Below are 18,932 nucleotides of genomic sequence, written 5' to 3' on the forward strand. Positions count from 1 at the left end.
CCCGAAGCCCCTACGGGCGCCTGCGGCTACACCTGATCGGGGTCCGCCTCGGAGACGAACGGCTGCAGGAAGCTCGCGATGTGCTGCTCCACATCGGTGATCCGCTGCTCGTACGCGTAGAGCTGGTCCCGCATGCCCGCCTTGGCCTGATCTCGACTGATCTGCGCAGCAGCTCCAGCGGCTGCTCGACGACGGCCAGCGCGAACGAGGGGGTGCGGGGTGCGCCGTAGGCGTCGATCTGGAGGAGACCTCCCGCTTGAACTCCTCCGTCGTGACCGCCGTCTCGACGCCCTGCCGGTCCGCGTCCCGGTACAGCCAGGCCCGCTCGGTCTCGCCCCAGCGCAGGACGGTCGTGAAGGCGGTGGCCGGATTGGCCTTGGTGGGCAGCAGCCGCTTTCCCAGCAAGGCGTTGATCAGGGTGCTCTTGCCGCTGCTGAACTCGCCGAGCACCATGATGCGGAAGGTCTCGCGCTCGAAGACCGCCCCGTTGATGCCGAGGTCCAGTGCCCCACCCGCGCCACCGGGCGGGACGATGACCGCCGCGGCCTCGCCGGCCACTCGCTGCAGGCGCTGGTAGTACGAGCGAAGTGTGCCGATGTTGTCGCTCCAGCCGCGGAACTGCGCGGCCGGTGATTCCTGGCCGGCCGGTAACTGCCGGTTCTCGTGCGCCATCAGGTCCCTTCCAGGGGAGAGAGGTGGGCGTGCACGGAGCGGCTCAGCGATCGCGCCGTGCTCTGCAGTGAACGCCAGTGGTCGAGGGACTCCGGCTGTGCGGCGACGGCTGTGGTGTGCAGCCGCCACCACTGCTCGTCGCGGTCCCGCGCCTGGCTCAGCAGGCGGTCGTACACCTGCCCGATGCGTGCCTCGGTCCGCGCCACCTGCTCCGTGAAGGCCGCCTCGACGATCCGTTCCAGGTCGTCGATGGCGCGTTCACGGCTCTCGGCCTGGCCGTGTTCGAGCGCCTCCGTGAGCAGCGCCGTACCGGCCGCTCCCGCGATCTGCGCCACGACCTCGGTCGAGACCGGAGTCAGCACGCTCTCGATGGCGGTACCGACGAACTCCGGCAGCCAGGAGGCGTCCCAGCCGGTGGCGTTCTGCGACTCCGCGGCGGCGGCCGCGTCGGCGACACCGGGCAGTGCCGCGGCCGGCACGACCCGCCCGGCACCGGGGGCGGCCAGTCCCTGGAACAGTTCCTCGCCGGGCCTGTTGCGGAGCAGGATGCCGCGCAGTCGGCGGGTGCCCTCTTCGAGTACCCGGTCGACGGTCCCGGTGATCCACCGTTCGAACTGCTGCAGGGCCTCGGCGGTGTACGGGATCGCGTGCAGGCGGATGAAGTGCTGTTCCTCCGGCGTCTCCAGCATCTGGGAGAAGCGCGAGGCGAGTTCGCGCGCTGCGGCGGCCCGACGTCTGCGCGCCTCGGCGGCGATCGTCTGGACGAGCGAGGCGCGCCACTCCCCCGCGTCGGCGCTGAGCACGATCCAGTGGAAGCGTGCGCTCTCGTGGGCCGTGTGCCAGATCTGTGCGGTCCGCGTTCTGACGGGGTCGGTCCGGTGCACGTCCGTGAGCGCCCGCGCGGCGGCCTCCTCCACCAGGCCGCAGGTGGCAGCGAGGAGGTGCAGCCTGCGGATGGTCCGCAGCGCGCGGCGCAGCCGGATGCCGGCCAGCTGGCCGAGGGCCGCGCGGAGCGGGGCGACGCCGTCGGGTTCCCCGGGCAGCACCAGGGCCTCCGGAGCCAGGACTGCGACGAGGTGGTTGACGCGTCGCAGGATGTCGGCCGCCTCGTCCTCGACCTCGGCGAGCTTGGTGACGACGACGGCGAGCGGAGGGCTGTGCGGTGCGGCGGCGAGCGCCTTGATCCGGGCCTGCTCGGTGGCGAGCATGGCGCGGCGCGCCTCGGTGACGACCACCACCACGTCGCAGTCTCCGACGATCCTGGCGAGGGCTGCGGTGTCGGGCTGCCGCACTCCGGACCAGCCTTCCCAGCCGGGGGTGTCGACGATTTCCACTCCGGCACGGGCCGGCCAGGACCCGGACGGCACCTCGACGCGTACGGTACGCAAGCCGGCCGGACCACGGTCCTCGGGCCCGGCCTCCCCAGGAGTCCGCGGAGTCCCGGATCCGGAGGGCTCGGAGGGCTCGGAGGTGAACGGGCGCACGACGACGGGCGGTCCGTCCGTCGGGTGCACGGACACCGGCAGGCAGACCGTGCCGATCAGCTCGTTGACGAGGCGGGACTTGCCGACGTTGCTAGCGCCGATGACACAGATCCGGGCCCGTGGGGACTGGGCGCGGCGGGCCGTGCGGCGGATCAGCGAGGCCGCGGAGTCCGCTCCGGCCCGGTCCGCGAGCAGGGCCACCTGTTCGGCGAGTTCACCCTGCAGCAGCTCCCGTTCGTGCTCCCCCCGTACCGACCACAGTGCCGCCACCCCACCCGTCAGGACCTCCCCGGCGCGACCATGATGCAAACGGATGCCGCCGGGCGCCGCCCGTTCGGCAGGAAGGCCCCGGCAGCTGCGCAGAGGAAGCCGTCGTTCTCCTCCGGGAGGCCGACGGCGACGCGGATGCCGTCCCCGGGGAAGGCCCGGACCAGGACGCCGTGGCGGGCGCAGAAACCGGCGAACTCCGTGGCGTACGGTCGGGCAGCCGCTCCAGGAAATCGTGCAGTTCGCGGCTGCGGACCGCTGTCCCCGTGGGGTTGTCGGGGGTTGGACACGAAGACGACCCGGGTGGCCGGGGTTACCGCGTCGAGCATCGCCCCGAGGTCGTGTCGGTGTTCCGCGTCGAGGGAGACGGTACGGACCACATGAGGGGCTTCTCGTAGCGGCGGACGCCACAGACGCGCCGTCCGCCGCCCGGGCCCCTGACGATGTCCACGACGTATTCGGTTCCGTCGAGGAAGGACCGGACGAGGACTTCGGTGACTGCGGCGCGGACCTTCCTCGGGCCCCTCGGGTCCTCACGTGGCGACGGTGTCCGCACGGTCCGCCCGCGCCTTGCGAGGGCCGCTCACGCCGTCGGGGTCCGGGGCGTTCTTGCGCAGCCACAGGCTCAGGGCCGTGCACACGGCAGCGAGGCCGAACAGTACGAGCGGCACCGCCTTCACGTCCATGGTGTCGATCACCCCGCCCAGCAACGGCGGGAAGGCCACGCCGCCGATCATCGAGGCGGCGATCACGTAGGCGCCGGCCGCGGCCACACTGGGCACGGCCCGGTTCAGCCAGGGCAGGCAGGTCGGGAAGATGGGCGCGATCATCAGGCCGACGCCGAAGTACGCGTACGGGGCGAGCGCCGGTACGGTCGCCAGGACCAGGAAGCCGGCCATGCCCGCGCAGCAGACGGTGAGGATCGACGGTGCGGACCAGCGCAAGCTGAGCGGGGCGACCACGAACCGGCCGATGGTCATCGCCGCCCAGTAGGCGGAGGTCGCGGTGGCGGCGGTGGCGGCGCCGTACCCGACGGCTTCGAGATGGGTGGGTTCCCAGCCGCCGACGCCGGTTTCGATGGCCACGTGCAGCACGTAGACGCCGATGAACACGGCGATGATCGGCAGCACCCGGGCTCCGGCGGCCGCGCCGCCTTCCGCCGGGGCCGGCTCCGGCTCCCGGGCGGCCACCCCGCCCAGGGTGACCGGGATGAGCAGGCAGACCACCCCGATGCCGAGGAAGATCTGCGGGTAGCGGTCCGCTCCGAGCCAGCCGATCAGGGCCGGGCCCGCAATGGCACCGACACCGAAATGACCGTTGAGCAGGTTGAGCATCGCGGTGCTGCGGCGGCCGAAGCCGACGGCGAACAGCTGATTGAGGCCGTAGTCGATGCCGCCGAAGCCCAGACCGATGACGAAGGTGCCGGTCAGGGCCAGGTTCCAGCTCGGTGAGAAGGCGAAGACCGCGGCGCCGGCAGCCATCAGCAGGTAGGAGCCACCGAGCAGCACCCGGTTGTTCAAGCGGCCCCGCAGAACGTGGTAGATCAGCACACCCAGGAGTGCGCCGACGAAGTGGGCACTGAGGCTGAGTCCGGCGACCGCGGGGCTGATCCCGTACTCCTCCCGAAGTGCCGGGATCGCCGGTCCGTACAGCGCCTGCAGGGCGCCGATCACCACGAACGCCACGCAGGAGGCGGTGATGGCGACGGTGGTGAGAAGAGGCCTTCCCGCTTCGGGCAGGCCGGCCTCACTGGTGGCGGACATCGCTCTCCTCATCACTCGTAGCAGAATGAACATAAATCACGTTCACAACAGGCTTAAGTTCACATCGAAGCGTGAACATTACGCACAATGGATGTTCATTTCAACAGATCATGTGTGCACATCGCCATCCAGGACCGCCTTCTGTGCTAAAAGCAGACACATGAACGTGATGGAGAGGCACAAGTTCGTCGTGAGCCTGCTCATGCAGCAGAACCGCGCGACCGTGGCCGAGCTGGCCCAGGCCACCGGTGCGTCCGAGATGACCATCCGCCGGGACCTGGAAGTACTGGAGTCGCGGGGAGCGCTGCGCAGGGTGCGCGGCGGCGCCGTGAGCAACCTGCCCGGCGGCGTCGAACCGCCCTACGCCATTCGGGCCATGTCCGGAGCACAGGCCAAGGAGCGGCTCGCGCGTACCGTGGTCGAACTGCTCACCGACGGCGAGACGGTCGCCCTGGACACCGGGACCACCGCCGTGGCCATCGCCAAGGCCATGGCAGACCGCCAGTTCACGGTGACCCCGCTCTCGCTGCACGCCGCGTTCGCCCTCTCCGCACACCCCGGCATCCACTTGCTGATGCCCGGTGGGCAGGTGCGCCCCGAGGAGCTCTCCTTCTACGGCCAGACTCCCGTCCAGACCTTCAAGGACCTGTGCTTCGACACGTTCATCCTGGGCTGCTGCGGTGTCGACCCGGTCCAGGGGGCAACGGCCTACAACCTCGAAGACGTGCAGGTGAAACGGGCGGCCGTGGCCGCGGCGCAGCGGGTGATCCTGGTCGCGACCGCCGACAAGCTCGGCCGTGCGGCGCTGGGCCGCATCTGCTCGATGGAGCAGATCGCCCTCATCGTCACGGACGCACCCGACGACTCCCCGGTGGTCAGGGAGCTGCGCGACCACGGGGTGGAGGTGGTGCACCCGGCGGGCGACTGACGGGGACGTTTTCGACTGCCCGGAACACGATCCGGACGGTTCGCGGCCGTCAACCCGGTTGACGTGTCGGGGCAGTTACTCAAACGCTGGGAGGACCGCGTCCAGGACGCCCAGCTCGACCTGCTGCAGGTACGCGGACAGCTGACGGAGCTCGCCCTCGTCCACGCCGCCCGGCAACGCACCCTCCAGGGGCCGCTGCTGGAACGGATCGAGTCGGCCGCCGAAGTTCACCAGATGCTCGCCCAGCAGGCCATCGCATGCAGCAAGGAAGTGCTCAGCGCCGAGCCGGCGGCCCCCAGCCAGCCGTCGAACTCGGCACGCTTCGACCCGGCGACGGTCCGGTACGCCGCGGAGCTGACGAACGGCCAGACCCCCGGAGCGCGGGCGCGGGCCCGGCGCTCCCGGCCTCCGCGCAGCACCCGCCCAGGCGTACCGCGCGGCCCGGGTGATGGAGTGGAGCGGCCGAGAGCGGCGCTCCTCCGTCGGCACCACCGGCCGCGCTGCCCGCACCGACCCCGTCGGCCTCTCGCGTCCCCCGCCTGCACTAATCTCCGACAATGCCAAGCACCGATCGATCCTTCATCCCACACCGGCGGGGCGCATCAATTGCAGGGGTTGTCCTCAGCATCGTCGCACTGGCCGGCTGCAGTCCGAGCGGTGCATCCACGCCTCCGGCCGGAGCGGCGTCGTCGACTTCCGCACCGGTCACGGCAAGCTCTGCAGCGAGCCCGGCGGTCACGCACCTGACCTTCGGCTACCACGCACACGGCAAGCAGGAGTTCATCGACCAGACGCTCTCCATCAACAACGACGGACAGGCCAGTGTGGTGCCGACGCTGGCGATCACAGCGGTGGACAACACGGGCAAGGATCTGCCTGACGTACGGGTCAGGACCGCCTACGGAAGCGACCGGGGCAGCCTCGTCGTGCAACACGGCGGCGGCTACGACATCCTGGCCTTCAGCGGAGCCGACGCGAGCCGGGTCGCCGATGTCCGGGTGACCGTCAAGGAGGTCGTCCCGGCAGAGCTTCCGGCCGGTTCTTCCGCCGTCGAGGCCAAGCCGGCAGACGCAGCCGGTCAGCCCCTGAGCAAGTTCGATGCCTTCGACCAGGTCGTCCTGAGGAACCCGAACAACACAGCGGTATCGGTCCGCGTCGTCTATCTCGTCTATGACCAGCCGAAATCCGGATCGTCTCAGCAGGCGGTCGAGGTGGTCCCGATAGGCGGGCTGACCACGATTCCGGCCGGGGGCACGTCGTCTGTCCCTGTGTCGGGAGACGCCAAGGCGGCCGTGCAGAAGTTCTCAGGTGGTCCGGCCGTCAGCGTCAAGACCTACTTCTCCCGATGACGGGTGCGGCGCGCGCCGCGGTCAGCAGGGTGGCGTAGTCCAGCGACGAGGAGCGCGACCAGTCGGCGGGCGTCGTAGCGGGGGTCGTTTTCGGCGCCGATGCAGAGGTTGCCGATGCCGCGCATGAGGGGGTAAGCGGTGAGGTCGGAGTGGATCTCGCCCGCGGCGGCGGCAGCGTCGAGGAGCTGCGTGCACACCGGCACGAGGCGGTCCAGGAAGTAGGCGTGCAGCGTCTCGAAGCCGGAATTGTCGGCGTGCATCGCGGCCGCGAGGCCGTGTTTGGTGACGAGGAAGTCGACGAACAGGCCGGCCCACCGTTCGAGGGCGGCGTACGGTGTCGGGCCGGCCGCCAGCAGGACCGGGCCGGCCTCGGCGCAGGCGTCGACCTGGTGGCGGTAGACGGCGATGACCAGGTCCGCCCGGGTGGGGAAGTGCCGGTAGATCGTCCCCATCCCGACCCCGGCCGCAGCCGCGATGTCACGTACCGGCGCCTCCACCCCCGAGGCGACGAACACCGCGGCTGCCGCCTCCAGCAGGGTCTGCTGATTACGCCGGGCATCCTTGCGCTTCGACCCGGCCGCGCTTCCCGCACCCTGTCCGCCGCCGTTCAACGCGACGCCCCTTCCATGACCGTCCTTGCAAAACGGAACAGCGCTCCGTATCTTTAGCGGAGCAAGGTTCCGGTTCGGCCAGGATGGCAGACCGGAGGACCGTCGACCGCGCCGTCTGCTGCCATCACCCCCGCCGGGCCCACCGAGCCAACGGTGCGAAGAACCCAGAACGGAAGGCATCTTCATGTCCGACTCGAACACCACGAACGCGCACGAGCCCGCGCATGCGCCCACCACGGTGATTTCCGCGAAGCCGGTCGTCCTGCCCGCCCCGGACCGCGGCGAGGACATCCAGGTCCGCGTGTCCGCCCCCGCGACCGGCGGCGATCTGCCCGTCGTCGTCTTCTCGCACGGCTTCGGCTGGTCGATGAACGGCTACGCGCCGCTCGCTGACTTCTGGGCCGCCCACGGCTTCGTGGTCATCCAGCCCACCCACCTCGACTCCCGGACGCTCGGCATCCCGCACGAGGACCCCCGTACACCGCGGATGTGGCGCATCCGTATCGAGGACCTCACCCGCGTACTGGACGAACTCGACGTACTGGAAGCCTCCGTGCCGGGCCTCGGCGGGCGGATCGACCGCAGCCGCATCGCGGTCGCCGGCCACTCCTGGGGAGCCCAGACTGCGAGCACGCTGCTGGGGGCACGCGTCCTCGACTCCGACGGCGTTCCCGGCGAGGACATGTCCGACCCCCGGGTCAGGGCCGGTGTACTGCTCGCCCTGACCGGCCTGGGCGACGAACTGACCCCGTTCGCCGCCGAGAACCTCCCCTTCTTGAAGCCTTCCTTCGACACCATGACCACGCCGGCCCTCGTCGTCGCCGGGGACAACGACCAGTCCATGCTGTCCACCCGCGGCCCGGACTGGTTCACCGACCCCTACACCTACAGCCCGGGCAACAAGAGCCTGCTCACGCTCTTCGGGGCAGAGCACTCGCTCGGCGGCATCCCCGGCTACGAGGTCGCCGAGACGACGGACGAGAGTCCCGCCCGCGTCGCACTGATCCAGCAGCTCACGACGGCCTTCCTCCGCAGCGCTCTCCACCCCGAGGACACCGGCTGGAAGACGGCGGTCACCGCACTGGAGAACGCCCCCGCCCCCCTGGGAAAGCTGCAGAGCAAGTAACGCGGAGGACAGGCCCTGATCCTCGTCGCCGGAGGTCCCGGCTTCATCGCGTCATGCACCGTGCGCGCGCTACGCCTGACCTCGGCGCTCCTCGGTCCCCACCCGCAGCCGGCCGAAGGACCACGCACCCAGACCCACCAGCAAGGCCACTCCGGCCGCGTAGGCCGGCAACCACAGGGTCGTGGTGGAGGACAGGCAGTCGGCGAAGGCGACATGGCCTTGGACGTCCTGTGCGTGAGCCAAGGCGGCAGGGTCGCGACCGGCCAGGTCCGCCAGCGCCGCCTCCGTCCGGATTCTCTCGTAAGCACGCAGTTCGGGACACCTGTCACGAGTGCCCGGCATTGGAAACAGCCACGGCCAGCGCTGCAGCATGGGGGCCAATGTGATCGCTGCACACAGGCCGACGACCAGCGAATACGCCGCCAGGTTCCCCATGTAGGCAGTTCGGAGGCCGGGCGTCCACGTCGGCAGCCGGTACAGGCAGAAGAGCACCGCGAGAAGCGTCACCCCGATGTACGTGGCGAACCACTGCCACGAACCCTGCGCGAGCACAGCCGTCAGCACGGCGCCGAGCGCGATGCCGATGACTCCCGGCTGGCCGGCAACACTGCGGCCCGCGCTGGTGGATGCCGAGCTCCGGGCTTCCTGGGGGCTGGGATCGTCCACGGTCTCTCCTGCTCGGGTCGGCCATCAGCATCCCGGAGCGTCGCGCCGTCGGCCTGTCGCCATGCCGGACCGGCCCGAAAGCCTGGCCCGATTGGCGGGTCTTCCCCGCTTCGGGGCCGGGCTGAGCGGGGCCCTGGTGCGACGGGGGCGGCGGTGTACGCGGAGGCGGGTACGAGAGGGCAAGGGCGGAGAGCCGCTCTCAATCGATCGTCGTTGGGAGGCCTCCTGCCCGCTTCACGCTGCTGTTGTGCTTGTTCAGTGACGAGAGCGCGTTCGCAGCCTCCGTCAACTCGTCGAGGGCCCGCTCGCAATCGCGTCCGGATCCGAGGCGCGGCTGATGGCGGGCGGCACCAGGTCCGTCACCGTGACCAGCGCCACCGCGACAGCCAGCACTCCTATCGTCAGCCGCCGTTGGACAAGCCCGTGCCGACGGGCATTCGACCGTGGGCGAGGTGCGGCCGCCTCCCCCGTGGGCCGCCGTCCGCGGACCACGGAGACGACGGCGGCTGCGGCGGCGAGGGCGGCAACGAGCACGGCAAGCACGAGTACGGGCCCGGCCATGAGGCGGAAGCCGAGCCACGCCGACGCGATGGGATGCGGCTGGCAGGACGCCCGCAGCGTGCTCAGCGGCGTGACACAACCCACACCGCAGGGCCGGCGCCTGCACGGTGCCCGGAGAGCTTCGAACACGCCGCGTATCACGCAAAAGCAGGCCGACACCCTGGAGGCGCCCTGCGGAAGGCTGCGTCGTGGGCGAACATGGTCCTAGGAAGCGCCGGCCGGCACATCCGGACGATCTTGAGCTCCGGGCCGTGCAGCGCTTGGTGATCCGGCACGCACCTGGCTGGAACGCGGGCGAAGGGGGGAGCCCCGGCGATTACCCGTGGTGAAGAGGAGCAGAAGATGTCCTTGCTCGTTTCAGCGCTCACAGCCTCCCTGGCTGTCGTCCTGCCCTTGGGCGTGGTCGCCGGCCAGGACGTGACGGTGGAGGACTCGTTCCGGGCAGCCGACGGCCGGCCCACACACCAGGCGGTCACCTTCGACACGAACGCGGTACCGGCCGGCAGCAAGGTGACCGTCACGGAGCGGGTCGAGGGCGACGGCACGCACGTGGAGCTGCGGCTCCACGGCGTGGCGGCGATGCGGACGTTCGGCGCCCACGTACACCAGAAGCCCTGCGGCAGCAAGCCAGGCGACTCCGGGCCGCATTACCAGAACGCCGTGGACCCCAAGCAGCCCTCGACGAACCCCGCGTACGCCAATCCCCGCAACGAGACGTGGCTCGACATCACCACCGACCGCCACGGCGATGGCGCCTCGGCGTCCACCCTGGCCTGGCAATACCGTGCCGGCGGAGCCCGCTCCGTAGTGATCCACGAGCACGCCACCCACACGGAGCCCGGCACGGCGGGCACGGCCGGGGCCCGGCTCGCCTGCATCAATGTGCCGTTCGAGTAGGAAACGAGGGACCGGGGTCGGGCAGGGCGCGGGCCGCGCCGGCCCCGGCGACCCCGTAGGCCGTCAGCCCGCGAGGTACCGCAGTGCCACGGCTGCATGGAGTGCCATACCGGTGGCCATGGCGTTCTCGTCGAACACGACGCGGTGGGAGTGGCAGTCCGGGGCACCGTCGGCCGGCATGGCGGCTGGGCGGGCTCCGAGCAGGGCCATGGCCCCCGGGACGCGTTCGAGGACGTAGGAGAAGTCTTCGGATGCCATGACCGGGTCGGCCAAGTCCTGTACCGGATCGGCGCCGAGGAGTTCGGTTGCGGCGTGGTGGACCGTGGTGGTGAAGGCCGGATCGTTGTGCACGGGAGGGTAGCCCCGGGCAGGGCAGATGTCGGCTTCGGCGCCGTACGCGGCGGCCACGTTGCCGGCAACCCGTTCGATCACGGTGCGCATCCGCTGACGGGATCCGGACGTCAACGTGCGGCAGGTGCCCTGCAGTTCCACGGTCTCGGGGATGATGTTGGCGGTCGTGCCGGCCTGGATCCGGGTGATGGTGACCACCACCGGCTCGAAGACGCTGACCGTGCGTGTCACGGCTGTCTGCAGGGCTTGGACGATTTCGCACGCGACGGGAACCGGGTCGAGGGCCAGGTGCGGTGCGGATGCGTGTCCGCCACGGCCCCGTACGGTGATGCGGATCAGGTCGGATGCGGCGAACATCGGGCCCGGCCGCACGTGCACGGTGCCGGTCTCGAAGCGGGTCATGACATGCAGCGCGAACGCCGCGTCCACGCCGCGGCCGTCCGGGGTGTCCAGGACGCCTTCCTCGATCATGTACCGGGCGCCGCCTCCGCGTTCCTCGGCGGGCTGGAACATGAACACCACGCGCCCGCGGATCTGCCCGCGGCGGGTGCAGAGCAGGCGGGCGGCGCCGATGAGCATGGCGGTGTGCAGGTCGTGGCCGCACGCGTGCATGGCATCTGGGATCTGGGAGGCGTAATCCAGGCCGGTGTCCTCCTGTTGGGGCAGGGCGTCCATGTCGCCACGGAGCAGAATGGTCCGGCCGGGTTGCGCGCCGTCCAGGGTGGCGACCACCGAACTGAGCCGCTCCCCCGCGGTGATGTGCAGGGGCAGGCCGGTCAGGGCCTCGATCACGGTCTGTTGGGTGAGCGGCAGGTGCAGACCGAGTTCCGGTGCCCGGTGGAGGGTACGGCGCACTTCGACGATGCCGGGCAGCAGGCGTTGCGCCTCGGGGAGGAGGGTGTGCAGGCCGGCCGGCGGTCCTGCGGAAGCTGTCATCCTTGCTCCTTCGTGCACGGGCACCGGCCGCGTTGACTCGCACTTCTGCGTGCAGGCCGCTACTCGGCGATTTCCGTGCGCTCCCACCACTCGTAGACGGGGAGCCGGCCTCCTGCGCCGTTCTGGAACCGCGACGTGGCTTTGAAGTGTTCGTATCCGCCACGATGCGCAATCTTCAGGTCCTCGCCCGGCGCGGTGACCGGTACGACCCGCTCCGGCAGATCTTCCGGCCCGCCCTCAAGTACCGCCATTGTCGTCATGGGTCCAGTCTCGTCAGCGGCCAAACCCCGCGCACCTCGACGCGCCGCCCCGCGCACCCGCCGCGTTGCCGTCCGGAGCCTGGCCTCCGCGCTTGCGAGGAGCATGTCCAGGGCGACCGGGTAGGCGCTGTGGTTCATCCGCGCGGCGAGCAGCCGGGTCGTGGCCGCGATGTGCGGATACTGCTCGGCCGGCAGCTGGGCGTACGTGGACTCCCACTGCTGCTCGTCGGACGTACGGGAGCTCTCGGCCAGGGCGAGGGCTCCGGCGTCGAGGGCCGCGAAGGCCAGGCTCTGGTCGATGAAGGCGTGGTAGATCAGGACGGCCTCCGGGTCGGGGAATCCGGCAGTGCGCAGGATGCCGAGGACGGCCTCGTCGGCGGCGATCTCGCGGGGCCGGCCGGTCACCCGGCTGGCGGTCAGTACGGCGGCCTGCGGGTGCGCGAGGTAAGCGCCATGGATGCGCAGGCCGAGTTCCCGCAGGTCACGGCGCCAGTCCCCGGTGGCCGCCCAGCCGTCGAGGGCCCGGCCGATCAGTTCCTCACCGATGGCGAGGGTGAGACCGTCCATGCCGTCGAAGTACCGGTAGAGCGTGCTGGGGTCCGCACCGAGGGCGGCGCCGAGCCGCCGGGCGGACAGCCCGGCGCTGCCGTGTTCGCGCAGCATGCGCAGGGCGGTGTCGACGATCAGCCGTTCGGACAGGACGGTGCCCTGCCGGGTGGGGCGCCGCCGCCTGCGGGCTTCCTCCGGGACCACCTGCTTCGCCATCGGGTGCCTTCCTCCGCCTCGGACGTACGGTCGCCGCTGGACCGGCAGCCGTACGAGGGGCCTTATGCCAACACCATTGACCTTATCTCGCCGGCCCGGCTTTCATCCCTCCCATGAGGCGCGGACCTGCGCGGACCTCACCGAGAGAGGGTTTCGTCATGCGTGTTCTGCTTGTGGGCGCCGGTGGCGTGGGTACCGCGATCACCCGGATCGCGGCCCGCCGGGACTTCTTCGACCACTTCGTGGTCGCCGACTACGACCTCGCGCGCGCCGAGGCGGCCGTTGCCGCGGTCGACGCCGGTGCAGGCACCGGCACCGGCCGGTTCGTGGCGCGCCGCATCGACGCCTCCGACGAGGCGGCGGTGGCCGCGCTCCTCGCCGAGGAGCGGTGCGACGTACTGCTGAACGCCACCGACCCGCGGTTCGTGATGCCGCTGTTCGAGGCGGCCCTCGCGGCGGACAGTCACTACGTGGACATGGCGATGTCGCTGTCCCGGCCGCACCCCGGCCGGCCGTACGCGGAGTGCGGGGTCAAGCTCGGCGACGAGCAATTCGCGCGGGCCGACGCGTGGGAGAAGTCGGGCCGGCTGGCGCTGGTCGGCATGGGTGTGGAACCCGGCCTGTCGGACGTCTTCGCCCGGTACGCGGCCGACGAGCTGTTCGACGAGATCGAGGAAATCGGCATCCGCGACGGGGCGAACCTGACCGTCGAGGGCTACGACTTCGCCCCGTCGTTCAACATCTGGACGACGATCGAGGAGTGCCTGAACCCGCCGGTGGTCTACGAGCGGGACCGCGGCTGGTACACCACCGAACCGTTCAGTGAGCCGGAGGTGTTCGACTTCCCGGAGGGCATCGGCGCGGTCGAGTGCGTCAACGTCGAACACGAGGAGGTGCTGCTGGTCCCGCGCTGGGTGGACGCCCGTCGTGTCACCTTCAAGTACGGACTGGGCGAGGACTTCATCGCCAAGCTGAAGACCCTGCACGCGCTGGGCCTGGACTCGACCGAGCCGGTCACGGTGCGCAGCGCGGACGGCGCCCCGGTGCGGGTCTCCCCGCGCGACGTGGTCGCCGCGTGCCTGCCCGACCCGGCGACGCTGGGCGAGCGGATGGCCGGCAAGACCTGCGCGGGCACCTGGGTGAAGGGCACCAAGGACGGCAGGCCACGTGAGGTGTACCTGTACCACGTGGTGGACAACCAGTGGTCGATGCGCGAGTACGGTTCCCAGGCCGTGGTGTGGCAGACCGCGGTCAACCCGGTCGTGGCGCTCGAGCTCCTGGCCGGCGGGGTGTGGGCACAGACCGGCGTGCTCGGCCCCGAGGCCCTTCCGCCGCGCCCGTTCCTGGACCTGCTGACCGCGTACGGCTCCCCGTGGGGCGTCCGGGAGCAGGGCTGAGCCGGACCCCTCCCTCCCTCCCTCCCGTTCCGCGAGGCGGGGCCCGGCCCCGAGGCAGGCGGGACCACCCGGCAGGATGGTCCCGTGCCCTCCACCCCCGAAATCCGTGACCGCGCTGCCACCGGCCCGTTGCGGACCCGCCTCGCGGCGGCCGCAGCCGCAGTGGTGACCGTAGGAACGGGGCTGGGGCTCAGGGCCGTGACGGCGGGGGACGTCGCCAAGTACGGCGGAGACGCGCTGTACACCGTCCTGCTCCTCACCCTCGTCGTGGTCCTGGCGCCGAGGGTGACGCCCTTGCGGGCTGCCACCGGCGCGCTGGCCGCGAGTTGGGCGATCGAGTTCCTGCAGCTCAGCGAGATCCCCGGGGAACTCTCCCGACGCAGCACCGTCGCCCGTCTCGTACTCGGCTCCACCTTCAATCCGCCCGACCTGTTCTGGTACGCGGTCGGCGCGGCGGCGGGCTACACCCTCCACACCGCGCTGGGCCCTGTGGTGCGACGCCGGGGGCGCCGAGCCGTACCGGACAACACCCCGGGCGGTCCTGGGCAAGTGCCCTGAAACCTACGCGTGGCGGGGATCTAGGCTCTGGGTCCACGGTCGAAGCTTCTCCGGGTTGCGGACCGCCCAGATACGAGTGACGCGGCGCCCGGTGAGGTCGAACGCCGCCACGGTCACGGTGACGCCCGAGTGTTGGGCGACGAGACCGGGCCGGCCGTTGACCGTCCGCTCCAGGAGCGTCAGCCCGGGGGCCTTGGCGGCGATGTGGATCAGGTACTCGGCGATGCGCTCGCTGCCCTCGACCGGGCGCAGGACGGTGCCGACCAGCCCGCCGCCATCGGCGACCATCGTGGCATCGGGGTCGAGGAGGTCGACGAGGGCCTCGATGTCCTTCGCCTCCCACGCCTCTTTGAAATTCCTTACCAGTGCGGCCTGTTCACCCGTCGCGGCCGCCGGAGCCCGCTCGGCGCGAATACGACGTCGGGCCGAGGACGCCAGCTGCCGGCAGGCCGCCGGCGTCCGGCCGACGATCTCGGCGACCTCCGCGAAGGGGTACCGGAAGACGTCGTGCAGGATGAACGCCACGCGTTCGGCCGGCGTCATCGCCTCCAGTACGACGAGGAAGGCCATGCTCACCGACTCGTCCAGGGTGACCCGGTCGGCCGGGTCGGCCGGCTCGGTGCTGCTGCCGCCGGCCGGCCCGCCGTGCCACTCCGTACGGTCGGGCAGCGGCTCGGGTATCCACGCACCGACGTAGCTCTCGCGCCTCGCCCGCGCCGAGCCGAGCTGGTCCAGGCAGATGCGGGTGGCCACCGTCGTCAGCCAGGCGCCGGGGGACTCGATGGCCTCCTGCCGTTCGCGTGACATCGCGTACCAGCGGGTGTAGGTCTCCTGCACGGCGTCCTCGGCCTCGCTCAGCGAACCGAGCAGCCGGTAGCCGAGGTTGATCAGATGCCGCCGCTCGCCGACGAGCGCGCTCAGGCTCGGCTCGGACCGGTCGTGCCCTGGCTCGGATGGGTTGTTCATGGCCTCGACCACTCCCTGGTTCTTCGGTTCTTCCCGTCCGCTTCCGCTCCCGCCACTTCGACGAAACACCGCGCCGGATGGTGAGGTCGGGGCTCCGCCTCACATTTCGCGGGCCCATTTCGTCGGACCGGCGAGACACTACCGATCCATCGCCGCAAGGCAGAAGAGGGGACCGACTCATGGCCGCAACGACGACGGTGCAACACCGCGGGCTCACGTTCGTGCAGGTGGCGATCGCCTTGCAGACCTTGGCCATCTTCTTCCAAGCCGCAACCGCCGGACTGCTGCTGTCCTCGTCCCACGGCGAGGTACTGCACGGCGTCGGTGCGCGTGTGATGTACGGCGCGTCGATGGTGTACGTGCTCGCCGCGGTCCTGGCGTGGCGGCCGGGCGGAGGCTCGCCCCGCCCCATCCTGTACGCGTCGGGCTTCCTCGTACTCGCCTCGGTGCAGGTGGTGTTGGGCATCGCGCACATAGCGTCGCTCCATGTGCCCCTGGGGGTCCTGATGTTCGGGCTGAGCGTGCTGGCGCTGGGCCGGGTGTTGTCCCTGCGCTGGTCGGGGCGCTCCGGCGCCGGCTCGTAACCGCCGCGGCGACTGCCCTCGCCGCTGCCGGCTCACATCGCGGGCGGGACGGCGCTGCATTGCAGCGGCGATGCTGGGGGGCGAGGGCGCGACGACGTGTCGTATTCATGTCGTGCATGACTGTCCGTCGCCTGGCGACGACGAGTCCTTAACGCAGGGGCTCGAGTCTTCAGCCGCCATGACCGCACACGTGTCTGACCAACCGTTGGAGACCCTGGTGGACCCTCATCGTCCCGCTCGCCCCGCCCGCCCCGCCGCTGCCGCCCTCGCCCTGACCGCGGCGCTCGCCGTCCTCGCCGGCCTCGCCGCGGCCGCCCCCGCCACGGCGCAGGCCCGCAAGAGCGGTCAGCTGCCCGCCGTCACCCCGGTGGCGGAGACCGCCACGCTGTTCGACGACGAGGAGGGCGGCAACGCCAACGCCGACGACCCCGCCATCTGGCGCAACAGCGCCGACCCCGACCGTAGTCTGGTCGTCGCCACGGCCAAGGAGGGCGGGCTGCGGGTCTACGACCTCGGCGCACGTCAGGTGCAGGCGCTGCCCGCGCCGAGCGGGCCGGGGCCCGACGACTCACCGGGGCGGTTCAACAACGTCGACCTGGTCCACCGGATGCGCCTGTCGGCCGGGCGGGCGGACCTCGCCGTCGTCACCGACCGCGGCAACGACCGGCTCCGCTTCTACCGCATCGACCGCGACCGCCCCGGCGGCCCGCTGACCGACGTCACCGCGCCGACCGTTCCTCCGGTCTTCTCCGCCTCGCAGGAGGAGATCAACGACCAGCGCACCGCGTACGGTCTGGCGACCTGGACGGACCAGGCCACCGGCCGCTCCTACGCGCTGGTCAGCCGCCGCCACGAGACGAGGCTCGCCCTGCTCGAACTGACCGCCGCCCCCGGCGGCACGGTCGGCTACCGCCTCGTGCGGACCCTGGACCTGCCCTCCACCTTCCGCCTGCCGAACGGCGCCTCCTGGAGCCCCTGCGGTGAACCGGGCGAGCGGCCCCAGGTCGAGGGCATGGTCGTCGACCCCGCCGACGGCACCCTCTACGCCGGTCAGGAGGACGTCGGCATCTGGCGGATGCGGGCCGATCTGACCTCGGCGCCGGTGCTGGTGGACCGGGTCCGCGAGTACGGTGTCCCGGCCACGTACGACGAGGGGACCGAGGAGTGCACGCCCGGCGCCGATCCGGGCTTCGGCGGCCACCACCTGACCGCGGACGTGGAGGGGCTGACCATCGTCGACGAAGGGGACGGTGACGGCTACCTCATGGCGTCGAGCCAGGGCGACAACACGTTCGCCTTCTACGACCGCGAGCGCAAGGACCACCACGAGTACGAGGGCGGCGTGCGGATCACCGCGCGCTCGCGGGACCTCGACGGCTCGGAGGAGTGCGACGGGGCCGCGGCCCTGAACCAGCCCCTCGGCCGTGCGTTCCCCCGCGGCCTCCTCGTGGTCCAGGACGGCCACGACGCCCCCGAGGACGGCCCGCGGACCGCCACGGGCTTCAAGTTCGTGGACCTGGGCAAGGTGCTGGACGCCGTGGACGACTGACCACGGGGCGGGGCCGGACCCGGCGGATCCGTTGGCACGGCCGGCGCGAAACTCCCGTATCCGAACCGGCCCGCATTCCTGCGGGCACCTCACCCGGAAAGTATGCTCAAACAATGTCTGACACGACCGAAACCACGCCCGGCTGGCTGACCACGGACGAGCTGGAAACGGCCCGGGCCCGGATGCCGATCCTGTACGTGGAGGCCGTGCCCGTACGCGTGGACGACAGCGGCGAAGTCACCAGCATCGGACTGCTGCTGCGCATCGGTCCGGACGGAACGGTAAGCCGGACCCTGGTGTCCGGCCGGGTCCTCCACCACGAGCGGGTCCGTGACGCGCTGCTGCGCCACCTGGAGAAGGACCTCGGGCCCGTGGCCCTGCCCCGTGTTCCCGCCTCCCTCCAGCCGTTCACGGTCGCGGAGTACTTCCCCACGGCGGGCGTCACCTCTTACCACGACCCCCGCCAGCATGCGGTGTCCCTCGCCTACATCGTGCCGGTGAGCGGCGACTGCCGCCCCCGCCAGGACGCACTCGACCTGGTCTGGTTCAGTCCGCAGGAGGCGGCATCCCAAGCCGTGCAGGGCGAAATGCCCGGCGGGCAGGGGGTACTGCTGAAGCAGGCACTTGCGCACGTGGGACATACGTACTGAGGGAACGACCACGACTGGGCACTGCGCGCTGCCGCGGTGCCCAGCCGGGGCGGGGGCCGGCGCCGGTCTCCGCCGGGCAGAACCTAGTGCGGGGTCCAGGTGAACTTGCCGCCTCCGACCCACCGCACGACTTCCATGTCGTCGAGGTCGTGGATCACGATCCCCATCTCCGCGGCGAGCAACAGCACGTCCGTCATCGACATCGCCCTGCCGATGAACTCTCCGTCGACCTCCACGATGCGAAAGGGTGGGTTGCCGGGTTGAACGCCCAGTACGGTGATCCGCGCCGGGGAGATGTGAGGTGTCGAGCCTTCGGTCATGCGGAGACGGTTCCATGCCGGGACCGGTGACGGGCGCGGCGACACGTTCCGAGGGGCCGATCGGTTTCCCTGAGGGCCTCGAGGTCCCTCAGGCGGTGACACGTGATCGGGAGATTCCCGTGGGGCTGCGGCGGCGCGACGTACATGCGTTCCGATCTCGATCTCCGGCTCGACGGATACGGCACACCAGTATCACCAGCCGATGAACGGCACCTCGGCAATTGGTCCACTCGTGGGCGCCGATGTGCAGCAGGCCGACCGGACCCGGTCGA

General features: G+C 70.9%; 20 protein-coding genes and 2 pseudogenes. 9 read left to right on the plus strand and 13 right to left on the minus strand.

Features of this window, described 5'->3' with window-relative positions; translation table 11 throughout:
- Positions 1-246: 246 nt before the first annotated feature.
- The 4 genes and pseudogenes from ACZ5WG_RS21660 to ACZ5WG_RS21675 all read right to left on the minus strand — a co-directional run.
- A pseudogene (locus ACZ5WG_RS21660) lies at positions 247-672 on the minus strand (dynamin family protein); the annotation flags it as partial.
- Positions 672-2,426, minus strand: a complete 1,755-nt coding sequence (locus tag ACZ5WG_RS21665; RefSeq protein ID WP_468725180.1) for a dynamin family protein — start codon at positions 2,424-2,426, stop codon at positions 672-674. The gene ACZ5WG_RS21665 and the pseudogene ACZ5WG_RS21660, both read right to left, overlap by 1 nt.
- Before the next feature lie 8 nt (positions 2,427-2,434).
- Positions 2,435-2,803, minus strand: coding sequence for a hypothetical protein (locus ACZ5WG_RS21670; protein WP_468725181.1), 369 nt, complete (start codon positions 2,801-2,803; stop codon positions 2,435-2,437).
- Between the two features lie 153 nt (positions 2,804-2,956).
- Entirely contained in the window at positions 2,957-4,186 is a 1,230-nt protein-coding gene (locus ACZ5WG_RS21675; RefSeq protein WP_468725183.1) for an MFS transporter, read from the minus strand.
- A gap of 160 nt (positions 4,187-4,346) precedes the next feature.
- On the opposite strand from ACZ5WG_RS21675, the gene ACZ5WG_RS21680 reads away from it, so the two are divergent.
- On the plus strand, positions 4,347-5,114 hold the full coding sequence (locus tag ACZ5WG_RS21680) for a DeoR/GlpR family DNA-binding transcription regulator (RefSeq protein WP_468725184.1): 768 nt from the start codon (positions 4,347-4,349) through the stop codon (positions 5,112-5,114).
- A 75-nt stretch (positions 5,115-5,189) separates the two neighbouring features.
- Here the strand turns inward: ACZ5WG_RS21680 and ACZ5WG_RS21685 are convergent, their stop codons facing one another.
- On the minus strand, positions 5,190-5,345 hold the full coding sequence (locus ACZ5WG_RS21685; RefSeq protein WP_468725185.1) for a hypothetical protein: 156 nt from the start codon (positions 5,343-5,345) through the stop codon (positions 5,190-5,192).
- Positions 5,342-5,533, minus strand: coding sequence for a hypothetical protein (locus ACZ5WG_RS21690; protein ID WP_468725187.1), 192 nt, complete (start codon positions 5,531-5,533; stop codon positions 5,342-5,344). The genes ACZ5WG_RS21685 and ACZ5WG_RS21690 overlap by 4 nt, the downstream gene beginning before the upstream one ends.
- 138 nt (positions 5,534-5,671) lie before the next feature.
- Between ACZ5WG_RS21690 and ACZ5WG_RS21695 the strand changes: the two genes are divergently transcribed.
- A complete protein-coding gene (locus ACZ5WG_RS21695; protein WP_468725188.1) occupies positions 5,672-6,463 on the plus strand; it encodes a hypothetical protein in 792 nt (263 codons plus the stop codon).
- On the opposite strand, the gene ACZ5WG_RS21700 is transcribed toward ACZ5WG_RS21695, so the two are convergent.
- Positions 6,448-7,074 carry a TetR/AcrR family transcriptional regulator gene (locus ACZ5WG_RS21700; RefSeq protein WP_468725189.1) on the minus strand — a complete coding sequence of 209 codons (627 nt, stop codon included), beginning with the start codon at positions 7,072-7,074 and terminating at the stop codon, positions 6,448-6,450. The genes ACZ5WG_RS21695 and ACZ5WG_RS21700 overlap by 16 nt on opposite strands.
- Positions 7,075-7,258: 184 nt before the next feature.
- Between ACZ5WG_RS21700 and ACZ5WG_RS21705 the strand changes: the two genes are divergently transcribed.
- Entirely contained in the window at positions 7,259-8,200 is a 942-nt protein-coding gene (locus tag ACZ5WG_RS21705) for an alpha/beta hydrolase family protein (RefSeq protein ID WP_468725190.1), read from the plus strand.
- A 69-nt stretch (positions 8,201-8,269) separates the two neighbouring features.
- Here ACZ5WG_RS21705 and ACZ5WG_RS21710 read toward each other — a convergent pair whose 3' ends face one another.
- Positions 8,270-8,866: a hypothetical protein gene (locus ACZ5WG_RS21710; RefSeq protein WP_468725191.1), complete on the minus strand. Its 597-nt coding sequence runs from the start codon at positions 8,864-8,866 to the stop codon at positions 8,270-8,272.
- A 903-nt stretch (positions 8,867-9,769) separates the two neighbouring features.
- Between ACZ5WG_RS21710 and ACZ5WG_RS21715 the strand changes: the two genes are divergently transcribed.
- On the plus strand, positions 9,770-10,324 hold the full coding sequence (locus ACZ5WG_RS21715; RefSeq protein WP_468725192.1) for a superoxide dismutase family protein: 555 nt from the start codon (positions 9,770-9,772) through the stop codon (positions 10,322-10,324).
- Positions 10,325-10,387: 63 nt separating this feature from the next.
- Here the strand turns inward: ACZ5WG_RS21715 and ACZ5WG_RS21720 are convergent, their stop codons facing one another.
- The 3 genes and pseudogenes from ACZ5WG_RS21720 to ACZ5WG_RS21730 all read right to left on the minus strand — a co-directional run.
- The gene (locus tag ACZ5WG_RS21720; RefSeq protein ID WP_468725193.1) at positions 10,388-11,611 is read right to left on the minus strand and encodes a M20 metallopeptidase family protein; all 1,224 of its coding nucleotides are present in this window, start codon (positions 11,609-11,611) and stop codon (positions 10,388-10,390) included.
- Between the two features lie 59 nt (positions 11,612-11,670).
- Positions 11,671-11,871 carry a DUF5988 family protein gene (locus tag ACZ5WG_RS21725; RefSeq protein ID WP_468725522.1) on the minus strand — a complete coding sequence of 67 codons (201 nt, stop codon included), beginning with the start codon at positions 11,869-11,871 and terminating at the stop codon, positions 11,671-11,673.
- A gap of 75 nt (positions 11,872-11,946) precedes the next feature.
- Positions 11,947-12,636: pseudogene (locus ACZ5WG_RS21730) on the minus strand (TetR/AcrR family transcriptional regulator); the annotation flags it as partial.
- 158 nt (positions 12,637-12,794) lie between these two features.
- Here ACZ5WG_RS21730 and ACZ5WG_RS21735 point away from each other — a divergent pair.
- Both ACZ5WG_RS21735 and ACZ5WG_RS21740 read left to right on the plus strand, forming a co-directional pair.
- Complete coding sequence (locus tag ACZ5WG_RS21735; protein ID WP_468725194.1) at positions 12,795-14,033, plus strand: saccharopine dehydrogenase family protein; 1,239 nt, start codon at positions 12,795-12,797, stop codon at positions 14,031-14,033.
- 102 nt (positions 14,034-14,135) lie between these two features.
- Complete coding sequence (locus ACZ5WG_RS21740) at positions 14,136-14,591, plus strand: ribosomal maturation YjgA family protein (protein ID WP_468725524.1); 456 nt, start codon at positions 14,136-14,138, stop codon at positions 14,589-14,591.
- A 3-nt stretch (positions 14,592-14,594) separates the two neighbouring features.
- On the opposite strand, the gene sigJ is transcribed toward ACZ5WG_RS21740, so the two are convergent.
- On the minus strand, positions 14,595-15,557 hold the full coding sequence (sigJ, locus tag ACZ5WG_RS21745; RefSeq protein WP_468725195.1) for an RNA polymerase sigma factor SigJ: 963 nt from the start codon (positions 15,555-15,557) through the stop codon (positions 14,595-14,597).
- A 179-nt stretch (positions 15,558-15,736) separates the two neighbouring features.
- Here sigJ and ACZ5WG_RS21750 point away from each other — a divergent pair, with 179 nt between their 5' ends.
- The 3 genes from ACZ5WG_RS21750 to ACZ5WG_RS21760 all read left to right on the plus strand — a co-directional run bounded on the left by ACZ5WG_RS21750 (position 15,737) and on the right by ACZ5WG_RS21760 (position 18,340).
- Complete coding sequence (locus tag ACZ5WG_RS21750; RefSeq protein ID WP_468725197.1) at positions 15,737-16,141, plus strand: hypothetical protein; 405 nt, start codon at positions 15,737-15,739, stop codon at positions 16,139-16,141.
- A 217-nt stretch (positions 16,142-16,358) separates the two neighbouring features.
- Complete coding sequence (locus ACZ5WG_RS21755) at positions 16,359-17,690, plus strand: phytase (RefSeq protein ID WP_468725199.1); 1,332 nt, start codon at positions 16,359-16,361, stop codon at positions 17,688-17,690.
- A 113-nt stretch (positions 17,691-17,803) separates the two neighbouring features.
- Entirely contained in the window at positions 17,804-18,340 is a 537-nt protein-coding gene (locus ACZ5WG_RS21760; protein WP_468725201.1) for an NUDIX hydrolase family protein, read from the plus strand.
- A gap of 83 nt (positions 18,341-18,423) precedes the next feature.
- Here ACZ5WG_RS21760 and ACZ5WG_RS21765 read toward each other — a convergent pair whose 3' ends face one another.
- Positions 18,424-18,660, minus strand: coding sequence for a hypothetical protein (locus ACZ5WG_RS21765; protein ID WP_468725202.1), 237 nt, complete (start codon positions 18,658-18,660; stop codon positions 18,424-18,426).
- Between the last annotated feature and the right edge of the window lie 272 nt (positions 18,661-18,932).

It is taken from the genome of Streptomyces sp. NPDC032745 (genome assembly GCF_055579465.1).